The sequence below is a fragment of the Shewanella sp. SM87 genome (genome assembly GCF_025653705.1).
In the GTDB taxonomy this organism is placed as follows: domain Bacteria; phylum Pseudomonadota; class Gammaproteobacteria; order Enterobacterales; family Shewanellaceae; genus Shewanella; species Shewanella oncorhynchi.
Map to the genome: position 1 here is coordinate 58,191 of NZ_JAKKSC010000013.1, position 18,491 is coordinate 76,681.

The window sequence follows — 18,491 nt, forward strand, 5'->3', positions numbered from 1 at the left end:
TTGGTTCGAGAGCAGAGGAAAATTGATTTAGGTGGGAGTCATGTCATCCTTATACAATAAACATAGGTGCCGCTAAACGGTCAGTGTAAATCCATTGTAAAGCGTGGACAGGAGGCTCAATGAGCGCTTTGATTTAATACGATTGGTATGGTGTAGGTCGTACTGTTTTAGTTTAAGTGAATATGGGCAGGGTAACAGATCGAGCAATTATCGATGTAATTTTTAGTCGCTGTACGCATAAGAGAAGGAGTTCAAGATAAAGCCGTCCTAAAACGGCTTTGAAATAAAATAGTTAAATCGGAAGATTAAGTCGTAAAACTAGCGTAAATCGACAAAATGAGCTGTGATTTTACGCACCAAAGGTAACACCATCAGCAGTGTCGGAAAGGCGACAACCCATGAGATCAGCCAAGCGCCGAGCCAGAGTTCGAGAAATTGCGGTGAAGCGCCAACGCCATTGAAAGTGCTGATCCCAGAAACGATACAACTCATGAGAATAGAGAGAAAAAATGGCATCACCACAGTGGCATACTTTGCCGGTAATTTGGGTGTCCCCAAAAAAGTACGAGGTTTGTCATCGGGTAAAGATTTAGAAATGGTCATCGGATCCTCTAATGGATATGTATCAGGCGAATGATTTGTTACAGGCTAGCACTATACCTTTTTTTATCGACTCAATTCATCCAATTTGTTACCCAAAGCTCGCCTGTTACATTGACCCAATGGCCTAGCGAGATAGGGGATTTCCCAAGTTCATTATCAAAGGGGAGCGGTAGGTTTGATTGCAACAGGTAAATTGTATCTTCGGGTGTTTGGCTGATGTCGATGATTTGTCCTGAAGCTTCAAAGTGACAGTTATGCAGCGGGAATTTCAGATGCTGGTGTGGCGTTTGTTTAATCATATCAGCTTGAAGACTGGCACTTGCTAATCGGCCAAGCAATTCAACTGTGACCCATTGGTTAACCGGAAAGCGAATTTCGGCCTGCTGATCGCTACCTTGGTAGTAAAACCAAATTGGCGCACCATTATCGCATTTACCTGCAACTTCACCTTCAAAACCACAGCCCCAAGGCGTTAATTCGAGAATATAGATCCGATACTGCATAAAAAGTCCGTTTTTCTTCGATAGGGCATTCTATCGAGGAACTGTGACTAAATAAATACGCTGTCAGTGTAGTACTGGGTGAGTGTCAGTATTGCCTTGATAGATTATGTTTGAGGGAGATAAAGGCTGAATAAACATAGAGCTTGGTAAATATAAACAAAATAAGCGAGGCGATGAGTCTACCTCACTTATTTTATTTGTAATTGAATTCTTGATTTATATTGGATTAGTTAAATCAAGACTCGCTTAGGTTGCAGCCTTCATAGCGCGAGTAAAATCGCCAAGTGTCGCCAGTAGCTTAGCTTCATCGTGCTGGTGGGTTTCGATGATTTTTACTACGGCAGAGCCAGAAATCGCCCCCGCAGCGCCCGCTTTGATGGCGGCGCTTACCTGTAAAGGCTCGGCAATACCAAAACCGAGGAGCGGTGGTGGGGCGTTAAAGGTTTTTAATTTAGATAAAATTTCCTCTACCGGCACGCCAGCTTTCGTGTCTGTGCCTGTGACTCCCGCGCGGGATAAGAGATAGGTGTAACCTTCACCACTTTTACTCACTTGCTCAAGGGTTTCACTGTCGGCATTGGGCGGCGCGATAAAAATCGGCGCAATACCATGGGCTTTAGCGGCTTCGCTAAAGGGTGCGGATTCTTCCACTGGCACATCGGCGATAAGCACTGAATCCACACCCGCTTGTTGCGCTTTGGCGTAAAACGCATCTATGCCATTAGCAAACACCAAGTTCGCATACAGCAGCAAACCGATTGGAAGTTCAGGATATTTTGCACGCACTTGCGCCAGTAATTCAAAACACGCCGTTGGAGTCGTGCCTGCGGCTAAAGAACGCAGGTTAGCGCCTTGGATCACTGGGCCATCGGCCAAGGGATCGGAAAATGGAAAGCCCAGTTCTAAGGCATCGGCGCCGTTTTGCACTAAGGTATCGATAATTTTTAGCGATAACTCAGGACTAGGATCGCCAAGGGTAACGAAGGGGACAAAAGCGCCACGGCCTTCGGCGTTGAGTTTGGCAAAGATGGCTTGGTAACGACCAGTGTTGGTAGACGTGTCACTCATGTTTATTATTCCTCTTTACCATTCAAAATGTCAGAAACGGTGAAAATATCTTTGTCGCCACGACCGGAAAGATTGACCACTAAAATGGTTTCTTTGGTGCACTCGCGCGCCATTTTGACGGCATAGGCGATAGCATGCGCCGATTCTAATGCGGGGATAATCCCTTCACAGCGCGCCAGTTGTTGGAAGGCTTCTAAGGCTTCATCGTCGGTAGCCGATTCATAACGGGCGCGGCCTGTAGCATTAAGATGCGCGTGCTGCGGGCCAACGGAGGGGAAGTCCAATCCGGCTGAAATCGAGTAAGATTCTTCGATTTGCCCTTCGCTGTCTTGCATCAAAGGCGCTTTCATGCCGAAGAAAATACCTGTCTTACCGTGTTTAAGCGGCGCGCCGTGCATTGGCGTGTCTATGCCTTTACCCGCAGGTTCGACGCCAATCAGTTCGACACTTGGTTCGTCGATAAAGTCAGCAAACATGCCGATAGCGTTGGAACCGCCGCCAACACAAGCGATAACGGCATCGGGCAGGCGACCTTCACGTTCCAGCATTTGCTTCTTGGTTTCTTCACCAATAATGCGTTGGAATTCACGCACTATGGTTGGGAACGGATGTGGCCCCGCAGCTGTGCCTAGGAGATAGTGGGCCTTTTCGTAGCTGCCAGACCAGTCGCGCATCGCCTCGTTACAGGCATCTTTTAGGGTGGCAGAACCTGAGGTGACAGGGATCACTTCCGCGCCCATCAAACGCATTCTAAATACGTTCGGTGATTGGCGCGCAACGTCTTTCGCGCCCATATAGACTTTACATTTTAAGCCTAACAGCGCGCAGGCAAGGGCGGTGGCAACGCCGTGTTGTCCTGCACCGGTTTCGGCAATAATTTCTTTTTTACCCATGCGCTTAGCCAGCAGGGCTTGGCCTAACACTTGGTTGGTTTTATGGGCGCCGCCGTGGAGTAAATCTTCCCGTTTAAGGTAGATTTTCACCATAGGATTTGGGCTTAAATTGCGGGTTAAGGTCAGTGCTGTTGGGCGACCCGCATAGTTTTTCAATAAATCGGTAAACTCGGCTTTAAAGTCTTCATCTTCCTGCGCTTCCACAAAGGCAGTTTCTAATTGCTTAAGGGCTGGCACTAAAATCTGTGGCACATACATGCCGCCGTATTCGCCGAAATAAGGGTTAAGCTTTAACTTTGACATACCTTTTTCCTTATCTTATCAATCTATTTATCAATGGCTTTACGCTCAAACATGTTTAAATGCATTGCTTTAGCTGAGCCACAGATATGAATGTTTTATCTCGCCATTTAGAGACGTAAATGGGCAAAAGCCGTTTGGATCAGTTGCGCCGATTTAATTCCTGCGGCGGTTTCTAGGCCAGAATTAAAATCTAAACCGTAAAATCCTTGGGCATTAGCACTGGCCGCATTGTCGGCGTTGAGTCCGCCCGCCAACATGGCATGGGCTTTTTGTGGGCAGAGGGATTTCGCATCAATGCTTTGCCAATTAAAGGCTTGGCCCGAGCCGCCAAATTGGTCTGCCGTTTTACTATCAAAGAGATATCGCGATGCTCCCTGAGGTAAGTTACCAAGCTCACCCGTTTGCGCATCGACGCTGACGGCTTTCCAAATTTGAGTAGTGAGTCCCGCTTGCTCAAGTCGCTCTGCGAGTTGTGCGATTTCAAGTTCAGTTTCAGTGCCATGCAGCTGTACGGCAGATAACTGCAAACTGGCTGCGGTATCCGTAATGGTGCTTGGCGCGGCATTAACAAACACACCGACGAATTCAATGGCGGGAGCCGCGGATGCGCGATATTCCCTGAGCAATTGTTCAGCGGCGTTAAGGGTTAACGCGCGCGGGGATTTTTCGGCAAAAATCAGCCCGGCATAGACGGCGCCTGCTGTTGCTGCGGCGCGAATATCTTCCATGCGGGTGAGGCCGCAGACTTTATTGTGACCGAAGATCAATTTACGGCAGGCTAAGTCGATATCAGCCTCGGCCATAATTGAGCTGCCGACGAGGAAACCATCAACCAGTGGACTCAGGCGGCGTACTTGCTGATTGTTGTAGATGCCTGATTCGCTGATCACCACGCGGTCGCTGCCAATATGTGGCGCCAGCGTTTCTGTGGTGGCGAGATCGGTACTCAAATCCCTTAAGTTACGGTTATTGATCCCGATAATCGGCGCATCTAATGCGATGGCGCGTTTAAGTTCTTCTTCGTTACTGACTTCGGTCAGCACATCGAGTTGATACTTAGCGGCTTCTTTCGCTAGGCGGTGATATTGCGCATCATCGAGTACGGATAGCATTAACAGAATGGCATCGGCACCTTGGTGGGCGGCGAGTTTAATTTGGTATTCATCGACAAAAAAATCTTTGCACAGAATAGGTTGGTTCACCCGAGCGCGCACCTTAGGGATATAGTCCATATCCCCTTGGAAAAACTGCTCGTCGGTTAATACCGAAATGCCCGCCGCATATTTTCCGTAAATATCGGCAATGGCTTCTACATCAAACACATCGCGGATAAGCCCTTTGGACGGGCTGGCTTTTTTACATTCTAAAATGTAACCCGCCTTGGGCGCCTTGAGTGCGGCAAATAAACTGCGGTCAGAGATTTTTGGCGACAGACTGGCCTCGGGGAAACGCAGCTTCAGGGCGGCAATATGGGCAGCTTTGGTGTCGACTATACGGGTTAACACATTACTTTTTGGCATAGGGTTTGTTTCTGCCTGTGGCTGAGTTCTCATATCTTGGCTATTTGTTATCAGTTCTTGAGTCATTGCCACTTATTCCTTTGTTTCACTGCTGACTTTAGCTAATTGGCTTAGTAATTCAAAGGCTTTACCGCTTTGTATGGTACTGAGCGCAAGTAAGGTTCCTGTTTTCACTGAATCAGCAATCCCACACACATATAAAGCACAACCTGCATTAATGGCGACCGCATTGGCATGCGCATCTGTGCCGTAACCTTTTAAAATTGCCTCGGTGATCAAGGCATTCTGCGCGGGTTCGCCGCCTTCTAAGTCACTGATTTGTGCTAAAGGCACACCTAAATCGGCGGGCGTGAGTTGATACTCTATGATGTCGCCGTCTTTTAATTCGGCCACTTGGGTGTTGCCGTGCAGCGCGACTTCATCTAAACCACTGCCGTGCACTACCATAGCGCGTTTTGTGCCAAGCGCCTTTAATACTTTCGCTATCGGTAAGACTAACTCAGGGCTATAAACGCCAAGTAACATAAATTCGGGGCGGGCAGGATTGATAAGTGGCCCTAACACATTGAATAAGGTGCGCGTTTTCAGTGCTTGCCTGACCGACCCCGCATGTTTTACTCCGCCGTGGTAGTGGGGCGCAAATAAAAAGCACAGGTTCAATGCGTCGAGGCAACGACTGGCGGTGTCTGGTGACATGGTTAAGTCAATGCCAAACTGCGCCAATAGATCCGATGAACCCGATTTACTCGACACGCTACGATTGCCGTGTTTGGCGACCTTGGCGCCCGCCGCCGCGGCAACAAAGGCCGCAGTGGTGGAAATATTAATGGTATTAAAGCCATCGCCACCGGTGCCAACTATGTCAACGATGCCATTGCTAAGGTTATCGCCATTCGAGTAGGGAAACGTCTTGGCGGCGGCGCGCATGGCATCGGCGGCGCCGCTGATCTCATCTATGGTTTCGCCGCGCATCTTGAGCGCGACTAACATGCCTGCCATAGTGGCTTCACTCATTTCACCGCGAATTAACGCGCCAAAAAGTTCGGCGGTGTGCTCGCGACTTAAACTCTTACCTTGGTATAAAACATCGAGTAAAGGCTGAATATGGTTTGTACTCATGCATTTACTCCTGCTGTCATGTCTTGGGTCAGAAATGCCAAGGTTTGAATGAGCAGTGTGCTGCCCAACGTCGTCAGAATCGATTCTGGGTGGAACTGAAACCCAACGGCTCTATGCTGCGGGTGCAAAATTGCCATCGGCATAGCGTCAGTGGTTGCGATCACTTGCAAGCAATCCGGTACTTGAGTGGCGACGAGACTGTGATAACGGGCAACGGGCAGGGGAGAAGGCAAACCAGCAAATACGCCAGTACCGTCATGGAAAGTGGGGCTTGCCTTGCCGTGTACCACAAAAGGTGCGCGTGCCACTGTGCCGCCATAATATTCCACCATAGCTTGATGCCCAAGGCAGATACCCAGCATAGGCACCTTACCCGCAACTTTGGCGATAAGTGCCATCATAGAACCTGCCTCATGGGGCGCACCTGGTCCTGGTGATAACACGAGGGCTGCAGGCTCTTGTTCGTTAAGCAGTTTTTCAGCTATATAATCGGCGGCAACATCGTTGCGGTAAATCACCACTTCACAGCCAAGGCTGCGAAATTGATCCACTAAGTTATAGGTAAAGGAGTCAAAGTTATCGAGTAGATAGAGTTTCATGTTTGGCTCCTATTTATATTGCACTGAAGAGGATTGTGCTGAAGTGGATTGAGCTGACGATTCATTTGCTAGCAGTCCAGCGCCCATCTTGATGGCCGAAATCACGGCTTGGGCTTTTTGACGGGTTTCATCTGCTTCGCTTTGTGGATCAGAATCAAATACCACGCCAGCGCCCGCTTGAATAAAGGCGGTGCCATTTTTGACAAAGGCGGAGCGGATCACGATGCAAGTGTCCATGTCACCAAGGGCATTAAGGTAACCCACAGCGCCGCCATAGCTGCCGCGACGGGCTTTTTCTGCTTGGCGTACCAGTTGTGATGCACGTACTTTTGGTGCGCCCACTAATGTGCCCATATTCATACAGGCCTGATAAGCATGCAGGGCATCTAAATCTTGACGCAGTTGACCCGTTACACGGCTGACGAGGTGCATCACATGGGAATAACGGTCAACTTTTAATAGTTCGGCGACTTTGCGGCTGCCGCTTTGGCTGATGCGTGCGATATCGTTGCGAGCTAAATCGACCAGCATTAAGTGTTCCGACAGTTCTTTTTTATCTAAACGCAGTTCAAGTTCAATACGGCTGTCTAAGTCAAAATCAATCTCGCCCGTGGCGGTTTTACCGCGTTTACGGGTGCCAGCAATCGGATAGACTTCGACTTGATTACTGCTGGCATCAAATTTGAGCGCACTTTCTGGTGAGGCACCAAAAAGCGTGAAATCATGGCCCCTGAAATAAAACATGTAAGGGCTAGGGTTAGTCAGGCGCAGGGCACGATAAGCCCCTAAAGTATTCGGGCAAGGCAAACTAAAGCTACGGGATGGCACTACTTGGAAAATATCGCCCGCAATAATGTGTTCTTTCAAATCGATAATGGTTTGTTTGAACACCTCATCGGAAATATTGACTTGCTCAGTTGCGTCGATGGCGACCAGTGTCGGTATATCGGCAGGTGAATTACCCAGAGTTTTACATTGTGTGCTTAACTGCTGAACTCGCTCGCTTAGCGCTGCGGTGATGGCGGCATATTGAGCTGAATCGTGACTGAAGTTATGGGTAATGATGTCGGCTTGTTTCAGTTTATGATCGATAAGGATTAAGGTTTCGGCGAGGTAAAATAAGTAGTCTGGACAATCGTTATCGCGGTTCGGTACGGCGGGCAGTGGTTCGACAGTATCAATCAAGTCGTAGGCCAGCACGCCACCTAAAAACAGATCCTCAAAGGCGGGCTTGGTCTGGCTGTCAGTATGGGCGCCACAACCAATCTGCTGTATAAACATCCGTAGACCATCGAGTGGCGAGGTCGATTTTAAGCGTGCATCTTCATCCTGCAATTGAGTGTCTTTTTGTAGTGTCACCACTAAGGTGGATTGCGCGCTTTGGCAGTGGGCGGTCGGGCTAAAAAAGCGTTCGATGGGATCAAGTAAGCTCGCGCCATTGTCGGTCAGTGCAGTGAAGGTCAGCTGATAACCGTCACAGCGGATCATCATGGCGGCATGGGTCATCACCATGCTTTTTAAGTGATCTTTACTGTCGATTTCGGCCGATTCGAGCAACATAGTATGGGGCGCATCTTGGGTGATGTGCTGATATAAGCGTAGTGGATCGCTGTGGTAGGTTAATGCCGCCTTGAGTGTGCTTGAGCGTGCGAATGTCTGTTTGGGCATGTTCATATTCCAGCTACCTTATAAAATGTCTTTAACATCATGAGTTATCTCGCTTTCTTAATTTTTTTACCCGAGTCTGCCGACATTTTTCGCACCTAACAAAAAAGCCCGCATTTCTGCGGGCTTCTTGTTGATTCTGGTCACTTTCAAATGAGCACAGAGCTTCACACCACCCGCTACGTTGGGAAGTGCCACCACCAAATGATGTTTAATGAAGCGTTAATGTGTGTCATTCAAAAGGGTCTCGCTAATTCAGTAATTGGTGTATAGAAAACCTTAGCTGGAGCTGAATGTCAATTGAATATTTTTCACTTCCTGCGATTTATTCGCTGCAATGATGCATAAAATTGATGTTACTCAGCCACAAAATACGAGATAGCAGCGCATTTGTTAACAAGTTCGCGTACAATAGCGCCATGAATACTCAAAGCATATTGGCTGATCTACATAGCCACACGACCGCGTCCGATGGTCAGTTAACGCCGTCTGAATTGGTGGCAAGAGCCCTTGAAAAGGGTGTGCAGTTATTTGCCATTACCGATCACGACACAGTGGCTGGTTTACCTGAAGCCCGTGCCTTTAATCAGGCTCAAGCTACTCCATTGAAATTGATTTCTGGCGTGGAAATCTCTACTCGCTGGAACAGTTACGATATCCACATAGTGGCGCTTAACTTCGATGCTGATAATCCAGCGTTATTAGCATTTTTAGAAAACCAGCGTGAATTACGTGAATTACGTGCTCAAGAAATTGGTCATAGATTAGCTAAAGCTGGCATTGAAGGTGCCTACGAAGGTGCTAAGGCGTTGGCGGGTGATGCGGCATTGAGCCGTGGACATTACGCTCGCTGGATGGCTGAAAATGGTCATGCTGTGGATATGCCCAGCGTCTTTAAACGCTACCTTGCCCGCGGTAAAACTGGTTATGTGCCTAATAATTGGGGTGATATGGCCAGTGCCATTGATATCATCCATAACGCAGGTGGATTAGCCGTGTTGGCGCATCCCAGTGGTTATAAGTTATCAGCTAAGTGGCTTAAGCGCTTAGTGCGTGAATTTAAAGAAGCCGGTGGAGATGCCATGGAAGTGGTACTCGGCCAGCAAACGTTAGACGACAGGGCCAATCTTGTGGCGCTGAGCTTACAAAATCAATTGCTTGCATCGATAGGGAGTGATTTTCACTTTCCGAGCAATTGGATAGAATTAGGTAAAAATCTGTATCAGCCCCAAGGTATTGATTGGGTCTGGCAATCGGAATCTTGGATGGAACGACCATGAGTCAGTTTTTTTATGTACATGAAGTAAATCCGCAAACGCGGCTTATAAGTCAGGCGGTTGCCGTATTGAAAAGCGGCGGTGTAATTGTTTATCCCACAGATTCGGGCTATGCCTTAGGCTGCCTTATTGGTGAGAAAGACGCGATGACGCGGATGGCGAGAATTCGTCAAATTGAGAACGATCATAACTTTTCCTTGATGTGCCGCGATTTATCCGAGCTTGCGACTTACGCTAAAGTGGATAATCAGGCGTATCGCATCCTAAAAAGTTGCACGCCTGGGCCTTATACGTTTATTTTCAAAGCGACTAAAGAAGTACCGCGTCGCTTACAAAATGACAAGAAAAAGACCATAGGTATTCGTGTGCCCGACAATGTGATCGCACTGGCGTTACTTGAAGCCTTAGATGCGCCGCTGATGTCGACCAGTTTAGTGATGCCGAATGCAGAATTTGCCGAGTCTGATCCTGAACAAATTCGTGATTTGCTCGAGCATCAAGTGGATGTGATTATCCACGGTGGTTATTTAGGCGAAAAGCCAACGACTGTGATTGATATGTCTGAAGATGGCGCCGAGATTTTACGTGAAGGCGCGGGTGATATCACGCCGTTCCTCTAAATTTGCCGCATTAGATTTATCGCTAATGGATGCGGGTAAGTGATTCGGATAGTGGTAGTCAACATTTGGCAGTTTTATCGCCGTAGATTTACAGGTATAATCGCGCGTTTGGCGTTAGCCTAGGTTGGATAGCGCAGTGTTAACGGAGCAAAATAGCGGATGCAGGGCACGCAACAGAGTTTACCCTTAGCCGTTATTCGTGGTCAGGCAATGACCGAAATGCCGCTGGATTTGTTTATTCCGCCTGAGGCATTGGAAGTGTTCCTCGAGTCCTTTGAAGGGCCATTGGATTTACTTTTATATTTGATCCGTAAGCAAAAATTAGACGTTGTCGATTTACCCATTCAGCAAATCACCGCGCAGTATTTAGAATATATTACGTTGCTGACTCAGGCTCGAATCGAACTTGCCGCTGATTACTTAGTGATGGCGGCAACGCTTGCAGAGATTAAATCCCGTTTGCTGCTGCCGCGTATGGTGGCCGAAGATGAGGTTGAGGAAGATCCACGGGCACAGCTTATTCGGCAGCTTAAAGCCTATGAAGTGATTAAAGAAGCGTCGCAAAAACTCGATGATTTACCGCGGCTCGAGCGGGATGTATTTCAAGCCAAAGCAGTGGCAGCACCCGACATTAAGCCGTTAATGATCCCGCCAGAAGTTTCGTTGTTTGAAATTGCCCGCGCCTTTGGTGATGTACTCAAACGTATCGATGCCTATGAAGATCATCATGTTAAGCGTGAACAGTTATCGACCCGTGAGCGCATGAGCCAGATTTTAGCCATGTTGAACTCGGAAGATTTTACGGCATTTGAACGTTTATTTACCCTAGAAGAAGGCCGTGCCGGCGTGGTAGTCACCTTCTTAGCTTTGATGGAATTAGTCAAAGAATTATTGGTCGAATTGTACCAAACAGAGCCGTTTTCAACTATTTACGTTAAGGCCTATTAATTGATGCAGATAAATCCGACTCAATTAAAACAGCTTATTGAAGCGAGTTTGTTTGTATTGGGGAAACCCTTGTCGGCGAAAATGTTGAAAGACACTGTATTGGTGGATTTCACGGTTTCCAGAGACAAAATAAAAGCTGCATTGGATGAGCTGCAGCAGGATTATCAAGACAGAGGTGTGCAACTTGTGAAAGTCGCTGGAGGTTATCGCTTCCAGACCTTAGAAGTCTTGAGTCCTTTTTTGCAGCCTCTGTGGCAAGAAAAGGCGCCTAAATATTCGCGTGCAACATTAGAAACCTTGGCGGTGATTGCTTATCGTCAACCTGTGACTCGCGGCGATATTGAACAGGTGCGCGGTGTGGCTATAAGTAGCCATATCATAAAAAGTTTGTCAGATAGACATTGGATTAAAGTAGTTGGCCATAAAGAAGTACCGGGGCGACCCGCGTTATATGCCACTACCTTAGAATTTTTAGCATATTTTGGCTTAGATACCTTAGCGGATTTACCGCCGCTGTCGGATACTGAGTCATTGCAGGCGGTTTTTTCAGGTTTGAAATCAGCGCCAGAACAGTCAGAAGAGCAAAATACTAATGAGTGAAAAGTTGCAGAAAGTCTTGGCCCGTGCAGGCCATGGCTCCCGTCGTGAGATGGAGGCATGGATTGCTGCAGGCCGAGTTAGTATTGATGGTGAAATTGCTAGCCTTGGGGATCGTATTGAAGCTGATGCTAAAGTGCGTATCGATGGCAGAGCCATTTCGTTAAAGACTGCCGAAGATGTGATTTGCCGTGTGCTGGCATATCATAAACCTGAAGGCGAAATTTGTAGTCGTAAAGATCCTGAAGGCCGTCCAACGGTATTCGATCGCTTACCTAAAGTGCGTGATTCACGCTGGGTAGCGGTTGGTCGTTTAGACATTAACACCTCAGGCTTATTGTTGTTTACGTCAGATGGTGAGTTGGCGAACCGTTTAATGCATCCATCGAACGAAGTCGACCGCGAATACGCAGTGCGTACCTTTGGTGAAATCCCTGAGGCGACAGTGCAACGTTTACGTACTGGCGTCATGTTAGAAGACGGCCCTGCGCAGTTTGATAGCATCAAACCAGCGGGTGGCGAAGGCATGAACCAGTGGTGGCATGTGTGTTTACGCGAAGGTCGCAACCGTGAAGTGCGCCGTTTGTGGGAATCTCAAGAAGTGCAGGTGAGCCGTTTGATCCGTATCCGTTACGGTATGGTTGAATTGCCAAAATCACTGCCTCGGGGTGGCTGGGTTGAATTGCCAATGGAGCAAGTTAACTACTTGCGTAAACTAGCAGGTTTAGAAGCGGAAACCCGCACTATGCTTGCTGCCGATAAACACAGCGTAGCCCGTGCTCAAGTAAAGAGTGCCAAAATTCGCCGCGCAGTACGTAAGCATAAAGTGACAGGTTCGGGAAAACCTAAGCCATCGCGTCAGCGCAGCTAAGTTGTTTTATCCCAATGAAAAAGGCCGCTTAGCGGCCTTTTTGCTTTCTGTTATTTGCAGCTATGTTATAACAAGTCTCAGTTGGATTGAGGAGTGAATGAATGAAGCTAATTTCAGTGAAACGGATTTGGGAACACGCTGCCCATAATGCGTTTACCGATTTAATCACGTTTCAGGGGGCACTGTTTTGCGTTTTCCGTGAAGGGACTGCCCATGTATCACCCGATGGTGCGCTACGAATTCTACGCTCAGCGGATTTAGGCGACACTTGGCAGAGCGTGGCACTGATCCGTTCGGATGAGGCGGATTTACGCGATGGCAAACTGATTGAGTATCAAGGGGCATTACTCTTACTCGGTGGCGGGACTTTACACGATAAGTCTGGCTTACAATCATATCTTTGGCGCTCAGCCAATGGGCTAGCGTGGTCGGATGCGTTAAAAGTCGCGGATAAAGGCTATTGGTTATGGCGCTTAACCGAGCATCAAAATGCACTCTATGGCGTGGGTTATCGCGCTGGGCCTGATGGTGATACCCGTTTGTATAAGAGTGAGGATGGGGTGAAGTTTGAAACTTGGCTAAAGCTGTTTAATAATCAAGGTTATGTCAACGAAACTGCCATTGTTTTTCATCAAGAAAACGGCTTTTGTCTATTGAGGCGCGATCCCGTATGGGGCCCAGAATTTGTCGGTTTACTCGGCCACAGTCGCGCGCCATTCACCGATTGGCAATGGCAAGAACTCGATAAGCGCATTGGTGGGCCAGTGATGTTGATGTATCAATCCCGTTTGTTGGCTGTAGTGCGTTTATACGATGAGCAAGTTCGTACGGCTTTAGTTGAAATTCATCCAGATACTGGCGTGGTTCAAGAACTACTGACACTGCCATCGAAGGGCGATACCAGTTATGCGGGCGTTGTGATTGACGGAAATGAGTTGTGGGTAAGTTATTACTCCAGCCATGAGTTAGCTGACTCACAGCTGGATACACAAAATTCGCTTGATGAGTCAAACAGAGTCGCCAAAGCTAAAACGATGATTTATTTTGCAAAAATTCAGTTAAGCTAGGATTGGCGGTGCGGTATCTTTGTCGTTCTTAATATCATCGACAAGTTCTGGGTTTCATTTTGAGAATATCTAAAATAATAAAGAGCCATAAATAGGCCCTTTAATATTGCTGAATCATACAGGCAGAAACTCAATAAGCGATTCGATTACTGTGCGTTAAACTGCTGTCCGTTGACGGCACTAGAATCTTGACCCATCAAATAGAGATAGGTCGGCATGATCTCTTCAGCGGTTTTGAGATCCAGTGGATTCTCTGCAGGGTAGGCTTTAGCGCGCATCTCAGTGCGGGTAGCTCCTGGATTGATGCTGTTAACTCGAACTGAGGTGCCATCGCATTCATGGGCGAGAACTTGCATCATACCTTCGGTGGCAAACTTAGAGAAAGCATAAGGTCCCCAATAGGCGCGGCCTTGACGACCCACACTGCTCGACGTAAAGATAATAGATGCACTGGGTGCTTGGCGCATCACAGGTAGTAATGCTTTAGTTAGCATGACTTGGGCCGTGACGTTCACTTTGAGCACGTCTTCGAGTGATGGAATATCTATGTGTTCAAACGGACCTAAGGCACCGAGTAAGCTAGCGTTATGTAATAAGCCGTCTAAATGATCGAATTGCTCGGCTATGGTATCGGCCATATCGCGATAATTTTGTTCCGTTGCGCCCTTAAGATCCAATGGCACTATGGCAGGTTTGGGATAACCGGCTTGTTCTATTACGTCGTAAACAGCTTCCAATTTTTTCACTGTTTTACCAAGTAAAATCACAGTGGCGCCGTGTTTTGCAAACTTAATGGCGGCGGTACGGCCTATGCCAGCACCAGCGCCTGTGACTAAAATCGTCTTGCCCTTGAGTAAATCTTTTGTTGCTTGATATTCCAACATGAGTCTCTTTTTCCTCTTGGCGAGAATGCCCGCCACTTCTAGAGTCGCCGAAGTGATAAACGCATGTTTCAAACAAATGAATGAAACTTTGTTATCAATAGCTAAAATCTTTGTGACAAACTTGTGGCTAACTCAATATTTTTACGTTAACTTGAAATGAGTTAGGGGCTAACATAAGCCCTATTGGTCACAGATCTAAAAGCTATTGTGACTAATTTCTTGGGGAAAACAAAACTATTACAACAAGATTTGGGGAAAAAAGATGAAAAGACTCATTTTGGGTGTTGCGATTGCATCTGCACTGGGCCTCACAGGATGTGGTGAGGACAGTTTTAATGAACTCAAGGATAAGACAGAAGTGCTCATCCCTGAATCGCACATGGTGTTCGACCCTGCTAATTCAAAAGTTCCATTACCGAATGATTTGCTGTTCAGTGGCACCAAAGATGGCACATTATCAATTCCGGGTGAAAGCTCGGGCAATTATGTTGATCCACAAATAGCGCTTGGGGCGTTAGATGGGTGGTCGACAACATCACCGATTTCTATTGATATCGATTTGGCGAAAAAACATGACGGTACACCGCTGACCTTAATGGCGGCATCGGTTGCACAACCGGGTGCTGTCAGAATGTTTGAAGCCACAGTAGGCGGCGCATTATCATCTGATCCCGAATGTAAGGCTAAACCGTCAGTTTCAGCCTGTAAAGTGGGTGCTGAGTTGCAGTTTGGCGTTGACTTTATATCAACCGCTTCGGGCAAAAAAGTGGTGATAATTCCGCTTAAGCCACTCAAAGCTGGGCAATCTTATATTTATGCGACAACGAATCTTATTCAAGATTCTGAAGGTCGTGGTATCGCTCCTTCAACGACCTATGGTTTGTTGAAGCTGGATATCAATACGTTACCTTTAGAAACACCAGATCAATTGATGCTGCAAACCTTAGTGAATAGTTATGAGAAAGGGATTGCTGCGGCCCATAAGGTCGATCCTTTAACCATCAGTTACTCTGGCTTATTTACAACTCAGTCTGTTGCTAACGTCTATGAAACCACCAAATTGCTGATGGCGAAGGGGGCTCCCTATGCACCAAGCTTTGCCCAGATGCCAACACCAACTGGATTGACTGTGGCTCAAGTGGCGGGCTTAACACCAGCTGCTGGAGCTGCCTATGTTGCCGCAAACTTGGCTGATGTGTATACGGCAAAAATTAAACTGCCTATTTACGGTGATTGTTCTTCAGTTGGTTGTTTATCCGCTGAAGGTAAACCATTAATTAATGGTCATTGGAAAGCCCAAGGTGATAGCCCTGTATCTGTGCTACTTGCACTGCAAGCGGGCACCCTCAGCCAGAATAATTTTGGTATGCAAGCGGTGGCTAATGGTATTGCTAACCCTGCTGATGCTTTAGCTAATCCCTCGTTAATGGCGGGTAAAACATGGGTTTTAGACGATGGCACGGCAGTTGATAAAACCAAACATCTGACTAAGTTCAATCCTATTCCAGCAATCAAAGGTTATGAAACAGTATCTGTACTGATTTCTATGCCCAATGCAACGAAATTGGCCGCTTTTTATCAACAGCAAGGTCGTGAGTTTATTCCTCCTACATCTGGTTGGCCAACAACAATTGCCCTTCACGGTTTAGGTGGCGGTAAAGAAATGTCATTGGCCTATGCCGGCACGTATGCGGCAATGGGGGTTGCGACTGTTGCTATTGATATGCCACTTCACGGTGCGCGTTCATTCGATGCTAACGGTGATGGTATTTATGAAGTCTCTGCGACAGATCCTGCCTTCGGTGCAGTTGTCGGTAAACCGGATGCCTTTAAAAATGGTAACCCGTTGGTGTTTGTGAATATTTCTAGCACTTTGTCGGTGCGAGATAACTTCCGTCAAGCGACGATGGACCATTTAGGGGTGCGTCTTGCTCTTACGGGCTTAGCACAGGGCTTAGCACAAGCAGGTCAGCCGCAAGTATTTGATGTGACTAAAATCAGTGCTCAAGGTCTGAGTTTAGGCGCCATTGTGGGCACCGATTTTGCGACCTATGCCAGCACAGGCATGAAGAATCCTGCAACTGGCGATGCCTTGCCAAATGCTTATGCTATCAATGCTGTATCCTTAGTTGCGCCAGCAGGTGGATTAGCAGGATCATTCGCAGGTTCTGCAACCTTTGGCCCAGTGCTGTTTAGTAATATTACGGCATCTGCAACTTTCCAAGCACAGGTCGATGCGGCTAATACAGCAGGTTATGAGCCTGGTAGCCCTGAATATGCGGCACTGGTGCAGGGGGTATATGCCCAATTTATTCCGACGTTTGCCTTTGCGGTTCAAACAGCGGTAGATTCTGCAGATCCTGTTAACCATGCTGCTATGTTAAAAGCGACAGGCTTACCTGTGCACTTAATTGAAGTGGCGGGTGATGGTAACGGTAACTTAGCAGATCAAGTGCTGCCTAATCGCGTCGATAACTTCCCATTATCGGGCACTGAGCCACTGATCGCTGCCATCGGGCTACCTTGTGCCGATAGCACGAGCAAAGGTCATGGCGTTGTGCGCTTCGCTAAAGGTCACCACAGTTCGATTGTTGATCCTAAAGAAAAGGAATCAACGGATGGTATGGCCGCGGCTGCCACGGTTGAAATGCAGGCTCAAGTGGCAACCTATGCTGCTACTGCAGGTAAGGGCGATGCGACGATTTTAGTGACAAACAGTGGGGTCATTGCGACTTGTCCTAACTAATCTTGCCTTAATCGGAAAAACCCAGCCTTTGCTGGGTTTTTTTATGGGCCTTTAGGCTGTTAGAATAGCGCGCAATTGACTGAATGATGTAACGCCCTAACGGAGAACACTTTGGAATTTTTATACGAGTATGGAATGTTTTTGGCGAAAGCCGTCACAATAGTGGTCGCAATCGTTGCCGTTATTATTGTGGTGTTGGCTTCTACTGTAAAACACAAGTCAGATAAGGGCGAGCTGAGGATCACTAACTTGTCTGAAGAGTTAGAAGAACTTAAGCATGGCTTAAAAGAAGAACTTCTGTCAAAGAAACAATTCAAAGCCTATGAAAAGCAATTAAAAGCTGACGAAAAGGCAAAAGACAAGGCCGCAGATGAAGCCTGCACGGGCAAAGTGTTCGTGATTGATTTTAAGGGCAGTATCGATGCCGCTGAGGTTGCATCACTGCGTGAAGAAATCAGTGCAATTATCGCTATCGCAGAAAAAGGCGATGAAGTGGTTGTCAATGTAGAGAGTGGCGGTGGTATGGTGCATGGTTATGGTTTAGCCTCCAGCCAGTTAGATCGCTTACGTCAATCAGATATTCCATTGACTGTCTGTGTTGATAAAGTCGCCGCCAGTGGTGGCTATATGATGACTTGTGTAGCGAATAAAATTTATGCTGCACCTTTTGCCATTGTCGGTTCTATTGGTGTTGTTGCTCAACTGCCTAACTTTAACCGCCTGCTGAAAAAGCATGAAATTGATTATGAGCAACACACGGCCGGTAATTTTAAGCGCACCTTGACAGTATTTGGTGAAAACTCCGATGAGGGAAGACAGAAGTTTCAAGAAGAACTCGAAGAAACCCACGTCTTATTTAAGGCGTTTGTTGGTAAGTATCGCCCTGAGTTGGATTTAGTGAAAGTCGCCACTGGCGAGCATTGGTACGGTCAGCAAGCTATCGAATTAGGTTTAGTTGATGCGATTTCGACCAGCGATGATGTGATAATGTCACTCGCCACAGAGCGTACTGTGTACAAGATACGTTATCAGGTGAGAAAGAAACTCGCTGATAAAATTGCCCACGGTGCCTCTTTGTCTGTGAACGCTATTTTCAATCGCCTCATAGAAAAAAATCGTCCTATGTAATTCTGTCTATTGGTGAATAAAAGTAAAAACGCCTGCATTTGCAGGCGTTTTCATTTGCTGAGCTTTCGCGGCTAATACCG

17 protein-coding genes and 1 other annotated feature are annotated in these 18,491 nt (G+C 47.2%); of the genes, 8 read left to right on the top strand and 9 right to left on the bottom strand.

What is annotated here, in order from left to right; genetic code table 11:
* Nucleotides 1-318: 318 nt before the first annotated feature.
* From L5M11_RS12175 to L5M11_RS12210, 8 genes are all read right to left on the bottom strand, one after another.
* The gene (locus L5M11_RS12175) at nt 319-603 is read right to left on the bottom strand and encodes a DUF2798 domain-containing protein (RefSeq protein ID WP_212600684.1); all 285 of its coding nucleotides are present in this window, start codon (nt 601-603) and stop codon (nt 319-321) included.
* Nucleotides 604-674: 71 nt separating this feature from the next.
* Nucleotides 675-1,106: a glycerate kinase gene (locus L5M11_RS12180; RefSeq protein WP_105252115.1), complete on the bottom strand. Its 432-nt coding sequence runs from the start codon at nt 1,104-1,106 to the stop codon at nt 675-677.
* A gap of 246 nt (nt 1,107-1,352) precedes the next feature.
* The gene (trpA, locus tag L5M11_RS12185) at nt 1,353-2,174 is read right to left on the bottom strand and encodes a tryptophan synthase subunit alpha (RefSeq protein WP_263192217.1); all 822 of its coding nucleotides are present in this window, start codon (nt 2,172-2,174) and stop codon (nt 1,353-1,355) included.
* Between the two features lie 5 nt (nt 2,175-2,179).
* Entirely contained in the window at nt 2,180-3,370 is a 1,191-nt protein-coding gene (gene trpB, locus L5M11_RS12190; RefSeq protein ID WP_105252117.1) for a tryptophan synthase subunit beta, read from the bottom strand.
* A gap of 107 nt (nt 3,371-3,477) precedes the next feature.
* On the bottom strand, nt 3,478-4,956 hold the full coding sequence (gene trpCF / locus L5M11_RS12195; protein WP_263192218.1) for a bifunctional indole-3-glycerol-phosphate synthase TrpC/phosphoribosylanthranilate isomerase TrpF: 1,479 nt from the start codon (nt 4,954-4,956) through the stop codon (nt 3,478-3,480).
* Nucleotides 4,957-4,962: 6 nt separating this feature from the next.
* Nucleotides 4,963-6,009, bottom strand: coding sequence for an anthranilate phosphoribosyltransferase (gene trpD, locus L5M11_RS12200; protein ID WP_263192220.1), 1,047 nt, complete (start codon nt 6,007-6,009; stop codon nt 4,963-4,965).
* Nucleotides 6,006-6,608 (bottom strand): aminodeoxychorismate/anthranilate synthase component II, encoded by a 603-nt coding sequence (locus L5M11_RS12205; protein WP_263166032.1) that lies wholly within the window; start codon nt 6,606-6,608, stop codon nt 6,006-6,008. Before L5M11_RS12205 ends, trpD begins: the two co-directional genes overlap by 4 nt.
* A gap of 9 nt (nt 6,609-6,617) precedes the next feature.
* Complete coding sequence (locus L5M11_RS12210) at nt 6,618-8,276, bottom strand: anthranilate synthase component 1 (protein ID WP_263192221.1); 1,659 nt, start codon at nt 8,274-8,276, stop codon at nt 6,618-6,620.
* Between the two features lie 98 nt (nt 8,277-8,374).
* Nucleotides 8,375-8,482, bottom strand: a sequence feature (Trp leader region).
* Between the two features lie 210 nt (nt 8,483-8,692).
* Between L5M11_RS12210 and rnm the strand changes: the two genes are divergently transcribed.
* The 6 genes from rnm (at nt 8,693) to L5M11_RS12240 (ending at nt 13,653) form a co-directional block, all read left to right on the top strand.
* Entirely contained in the window at nt 8,693-9,553 is an 861-nt protein-coding gene (gene rnm, locus L5M11_RS12215) for an RNase RNM (protein WP_219253898.1), read from the top strand.
* Nucleotides 9,550-10,170: an L-threonylcarbamoyladenylate synthase gene (locus L5M11_RS12220; protein ID WP_028760994.1), complete on the top strand. Its 621-nt coding sequence runs from the start codon at nt 9,550-9,552 to the stop codon at nt 10,168-10,170. Before rnm ends, L5M11_RS12220 begins: the two co-directional genes overlap by 4 nt.
* Before the next feature lie 159 nt (nt 10,171-10,329).
* The gene (locus L5M11_RS12225; protein ID WP_105252121.1) at nt 10,330-11,118 is read left to right on the top strand and encodes a segregation and condensation protein A; all 789 of its coding nucleotides are present in this window, start codon (nt 10,330-10,332) and stop codon (nt 11,116-11,118) included.
* A gap of 3 nt (nt 11,119-11,121) precedes the next feature.
* Complete coding sequence (scpB, locus tag L5M11_RS12230; RefSeq protein WP_011788946.1) at nt 11,122-11,718, top strand: SMC-Scp complex subunit ScpB; 597 nt, start codon at nt 11,122-11,124, stop codon at nt 11,716-11,718.
* Nucleotides 11,711-12,586: a 23S rRNA pseudouridine(2605) synthase RluB gene (gene rluB, locus L5M11_RS12235; RefSeq protein ID WP_263192223.1), complete on the top strand. Its 876-nt coding sequence runs from the start codon at nt 11,711-11,713 to the stop codon at nt 12,584-12,586. The genes scpB and rluB overlap by 8 nt, the downstream gene beginning before the upstream one ends.
* 101 nt (nt 12,587-12,687) lie before the next feature.
* Nucleotides 12,688-13,653, top strand: coding sequence for an exo-alpha-sialidase (locus L5M11_RS12240; RefSeq protein WP_263184836.1), 966 nt, complete (start codon nt 12,688-12,690; stop codon nt 13,651-13,653).
* Nucleotides 13,654-13,799: 146 nt separating this feature from the next.
* Here the strand turns inward: L5M11_RS12240 and L5M11_RS12245 are convergent, their stop codons facing one another.
* On the bottom strand, nt 13,800-14,537 hold the full coding sequence (locus tag L5M11_RS12245) for a YciK family oxidoreductase (protein ID WP_263192225.1): 738 nt from the start codon (nt 14,535-14,537) through the stop codon (nt 13,800-13,802).
* Between the two features lie 262 nt (nt 14,538-14,799).
* Between L5M11_RS12245 and L5M11_RS12250 the strand changes: the two genes are divergently transcribed.
* Both L5M11_RS12250 and sohB read left to right on the top strand, forming a co-directional pair.
* Nucleotides 14,800-17,283, top strand: coding sequence for a VolA/Pla-1 family phospholipase (locus tag L5M11_RS12250; RefSeq protein WP_263192227.1), 2,484 nt, complete (start codon nt 14,800-14,802; stop codon nt 17,281-17,283).
* 111 nt (nt 17,284-17,394) lie between these two features.
* On the top strand, nt 17,395-18,411 hold the full coding sequence (sohB, locus tag L5M11_RS12255) for a protease SohB (protein ID WP_263192229.1): 1,017 nt from the start codon (nt 17,395-17,397) through the stop codon (nt 18,409-18,411).
* Nucleotides 18,412-18,491 lie beyond the last annotated feature (80 nt).